The organism is Polaromonas sp. P3_C2 (assembly GCF_056402675.1).
In genome coordinates this window covers 1-3810 of the sequence record NZ_JBFUGX010000415.1, presented here as the reverse complement: position 1 = coordinate 3810, position 3810 = coordinate 1, and the positions used below count along the sequence as shown (strand labels likewise).

The following is a 3810-nucleotide window of genomic DNA, read 5'->3' as shown; positions in this document are numbered from 1 at the left end:
TTGCAGGGTGCTGTCATGCTGCAATTGCGACGCGTGTCGCCTCAATCAAGAGATGTCGGATTTCAGGGTCACCGGAGTTATCCACGGCGCTGCTTTCCCCAATGCGGTCCACCCGCCATGGCGACAACAAGCCGGGCACATCTTGCCTGCAGGTGAACCGAGTTGGTCCCAAACCCTTCAATGGTCCTTCGCTGCATTCCCACATGTTGTGTGCGTACTGTTTGCCGCTGCCTTCTCCCCAGCAACCCTGAGCAAAGGTACGAGAAAAAAGCCGTCCGCCGGGTCGCGTCACACGGGCAAGTTCGGCATAAATGGCGCGTGCAGCGTCGTCCCCGCTATAACAAATGGCCACCACGTCCAATACGCCGTCAAAATATCCGTCCGGATAATCCAACTGGATGATGCCTCCAACATCGACGCGCCCACCGCGCTCGCGCCAGCCAGCGCATTCCAGATCCAGCCGCTCACGTGCAATGCGCACGCCGGTCGGTGCGGCGTCAATACCGTGCACACAGAATCCCTCGCGTGCCATGTACCAGAGATTTGCGCCCGTGCCGCAACCCACCTCCAGCAGGCGGACCGAGGCACGGTCCGGTGCGCCGTAAAAATTTCTGGCGACAAAGCGCACCACATCCTCGCCGGGATATTTACCCCAGGGGCGTGACCGAAAAACTTCATCCCACAGCATATCTGCGCCCATAGCTTAAACCTTGCGATAAAAAATTGGCCGACCGGGGTATTCCGAGCGTGCTTCAGGAAACAGCTTCTGAAGTTCGGCATACGCCGGTGCATTGAAAATCTGGTTGCCCGTCTGATAGAGCAGCTGTCGGTCTGAAAATCCGGACTTGAAGAACAATAGCGAATTGTCGGGTTTGGCATCGGTGCCCCCCCCGAAATAAAACGCCCGTTGGCCTCGTTGTTGCGCTGCCGCGATGCACTTGTCAAGCAGCCATGCCGCCGCATTGAGCGCCCGCCCGCCCGCATTGCTGGCAGCGAGGTGGTATTCCGACACGCCATCGCCCTCCAGCACAATACAGGCCGCGAGCCATTCCTTGCTCCCGGGCATGCTACAGCTTGCCACCAATGCACCGGGAACGGCCGCCAGGCGGCGAAAATAGTCATCATCAAACTGGTAAAAGCCGTCAGCACCCATACTCGTCATTGCTGTGCGGTAAAACACTGCAAATTTCTGCACGTTTTCACCAAGATGCTGCTCGCTGAAAAGCAGCGCGGCCTTTTCAGCTTTGCTGACCGAGTAACGGATACGCCGGGAATAGTCAGCTGCCACCGCATGTCCTTGCAAGCCGGTCCAAACCACCTGCCGATTGGGAACAACTGTGCCGGTATAGCCCCGTTGATTGGCGTTCATGGGATGAAAGCGCAGATATTCCACAACAACCAGTTGTTCACGCATCCATTGCGCATAAGCGGCCCAGGCTGCTCGCAAAAATTCCGGCGACGAACTCGTGGCGGTGGGGCCACCATAGCCGTAAGGAGAACTGGCATCCCACCAGTCCGTGCCCACAATTCGCATGCGGTGCAATCCATGCAGCCACATTTCACCCTGCATTTCAAAGAGCAGGAAAAGCGGCTCCAGCCCAGGTTGCCGAAATGCGTCAGCTAACACATAAGCCGGATGCAAGGTGGCAGGACGGTACTCGGCATCTATGCGAGCATGGCACTCTATGGCTTGTTCCGGCGTCAAACGCCGCACGATTTCAGCTTCAGGCATGGTTGGCAGCCACCTCCCGCAGGACCTCCGCGACGCGTCCTGCTGCATCGCCCTGACCGGCACCGAACCGCGTCGCCGACTGTGCCCGCCATGCACGCTGCTCATCCAGCCGGCTTTGCAGCGGTCGCACATATTCGGCGGCGATCTGTGTATGGGGCAACGCCTTGTACGCAATACCCATTTCCAGGTACGGTGCCAAATGATCGAGGATAGAGCCGCGAATCTGCAACACCGGTTTGCCCGCCAGCGACGCTTCAACACCCACTGTCGAGTTGCTCACAATCACTTCATCACTGGCATGCAGGCAAGCATGCAAGGGCATTTCCATCGTCGATATCCGAATACGGCCCTGCGCCATATCAGGCAGAACTGCGGCAGGCTCGCTTGGGTGGCGCCTGATCCATAGCGCCAACTGCGGATTACGTATGACCGCCTCTATCAGCGCAATTTCTATCTGGCGCGGAAACTGCACGTCGCCGCTGCCGGAGATACCCGGAATATGCGGCGGCTCCGGTGAAGACGCGTAAAGACACAGGTGCAACCCGTCATGGTTCATTTCCGTTCGCAAGTCCTTGCCCCGATTCATGACTTCGGGCGTATTGATGCTGTCAAAGGCCGGGTTGCCGGTGACGTGCACCTCCGCGGCGCGGCGGCCGGCAACTATCAGCCGCCGCTGCACATTGCTGTTGATCACGCACAGCGCATTCGCATAATCTGCCTGCACCAGTGTTTCCTGCTCCCAAATGCCCAGTAAATCGACAAGACAAACAGCAGGGATGCCCATTTTTCGGGCCACCTGGATGGCGGCTTGCTCGGCCCGCGGCGAATTGGTGGCGACGACCAGTTCGGGCTGGAAAATATTCAAGGCACGCTCAAGCGCATCCAGAGGCAAAAACGCCTGACGGCCGTATTGGCCATACTGCACGGCCGCCTCGGAGACACCCAAACGCGCCTCGAGGTCTGCATAGGAAAGGCCAAGGTAAGCAACAGATTCATCATGCTGGGCAGCAGTGACTTTAAGTTCACTGGCCAGCCTCTCTCCGTGCGCGCGTGCGCACAGATCGGTGTCTCTGAGAAGATCGCGAAAGCCTATGGCTTCAATACCGCTGCGCACCACCTCCGGCGCAGCCGTTGTCAACGCCAGATACAGCGGCCGGGCCAGACCCAGCTCTTTCACGCGCCGCGCCACCGGCAATAAGGCCTTGACATGCCCACCCCCGTAAGAAACAAAAAGCCAGCGCGGCAACTGGTCTGTCATCTCCGGTTCCCTCCCGAAAATTCCGGCTCGATGGTTCCGGCACCGGCTTCCCACACCGCCAGCGCCGCAAGGGCCCGTAACTCACGTGTATAGTTTTTTCTGCCATCCCGGTGCTGTACGAGCATGCCGTCAACCACCGGCCATTGCATCGTTTCAGCAATCAACGGGCTGTCCTGGAGGGTCCGGCGCAACCAGGCGTAAGACTCGCCGCGGAACCAGTCGCCGATAGGGACGGTAAACATCTGCTTTTTACGAAACGCCAGTTCATCGCCAATCAGCGGTGCCACGGCTTGTTTGAACCAGTGTTTTTTGTCGCCCTGCGCTGACAGCTTGGTCGTGCCGCGCGAGCGAAAGGCCAGCTCCATCATCCGGTAATCAAGGAAAGGCGTGCGCGCTTCGATGCTGACCGCCATGCCCATGCGGTCTGGCTTGACCAGGTTGTTGCCGGACAGCAGTAACTGCATATCCAGATACAACGCCTGGTTGACCCGGTCGAAATGACCGGCCTCCTCAAACCGGGGCCGGGCAACCTGCGTAAAGCTGTCGAGCCCGGACAGGTTTTCACGCGCCACCGGCTGATACAACGCCGCCTTGGCGGCGGGTGAAAACAACGAAATCGAATCGAAATACTGGCGCTGAAAATCAGGCGTCGGCAGGGTCTGCGCGTCGGGTCGGGCAAAGAACTGCGCGTATTTGTCATAGCCGGCAAACAGCTCGTCGCCACCGTCACCGGTCAGCACCACCTTGACGTGTTTTGCCGCCAGCTCGCTCACGCGCAGCATCGGCATGAATGAAGCGTCACCGTGCGGCTGGTCAAGGT

The 3810-nt window shown here is 58.9% G+C and carries 4 protein-coding genes; all 4 read right to left on the bottom strand.

The window, feature by feature from the left end:
* Positions 1 to 13: 13 nt before the first annotated feature.
* Complete coding sequence (locus AC1DWI_RS16235; protein WP_477671335.1) at positions 14 to 700, bottom strand: class I SAM-dependent methyltransferase; 687 nt, start codon at positions 698 to 700, stop codon at positions 14 to 16.
* Positions 701 to 703: 3 nt separating this feature from the next.
* Positions 704 to 1732, bottom strand: a complete 1029-nt coding sequence (locus AC1DWI_RS16230; protein WP_477671334.1) for a GNAT family N-acetyltransferase — start codon at positions 1730 to 1732, stop codon at positions 704 to 706.
* A complete protein-coding gene (locus AC1DWI_RS16225; protein ID WP_477671333.1) occupies positions 1725 to 2990 on the bottom strand; it encodes a capsular polysaccharide export protein, LipB/KpsS family in 1266 nt (421 codons plus the stop codon). The genes AC1DWI_RS16230 and AC1DWI_RS16225 overlap by 8 nt, the downstream gene beginning before the upstream one ends.
* On the bottom strand, positions 2987 to 3810 hold an 824-nt coding region (locus AC1DWI_RS16220; RefSeq protein ID WP_477725215.1), incomplete at its 5' end, for an asparagine synthase-related protein. The genes AC1DWI_RS16220 and AC1DWI_RS16225, both read right to left, overlap by 4 nt.

Bases quoted from the DNA above. Each gene is read 5' to 3' on its own strand.
- AC1DWI_RS16235 (WP_477671335.1), bottom strand. From the start codon at position 700: ATGGGCGCAGATATGCTGTGGGATGAAGTTTTTCGGTCACGCCCCTGG.
- AC1DWI_RS16230 (WP_477671334.1), bottom strand. From the start codon at position 1,732: ATGCCTGAAGCTGAAATCGTGCGGCGTTTGACGCCGGAACAAGCCATA.
- AC1DWI_RS16225 (WP_477671333.1), bottom strand. From the start codon at position 2,990: ATGACAGACCAGTTGCCGCGCTGGCTTTTTGTTTCTTACGGGGGTGGG.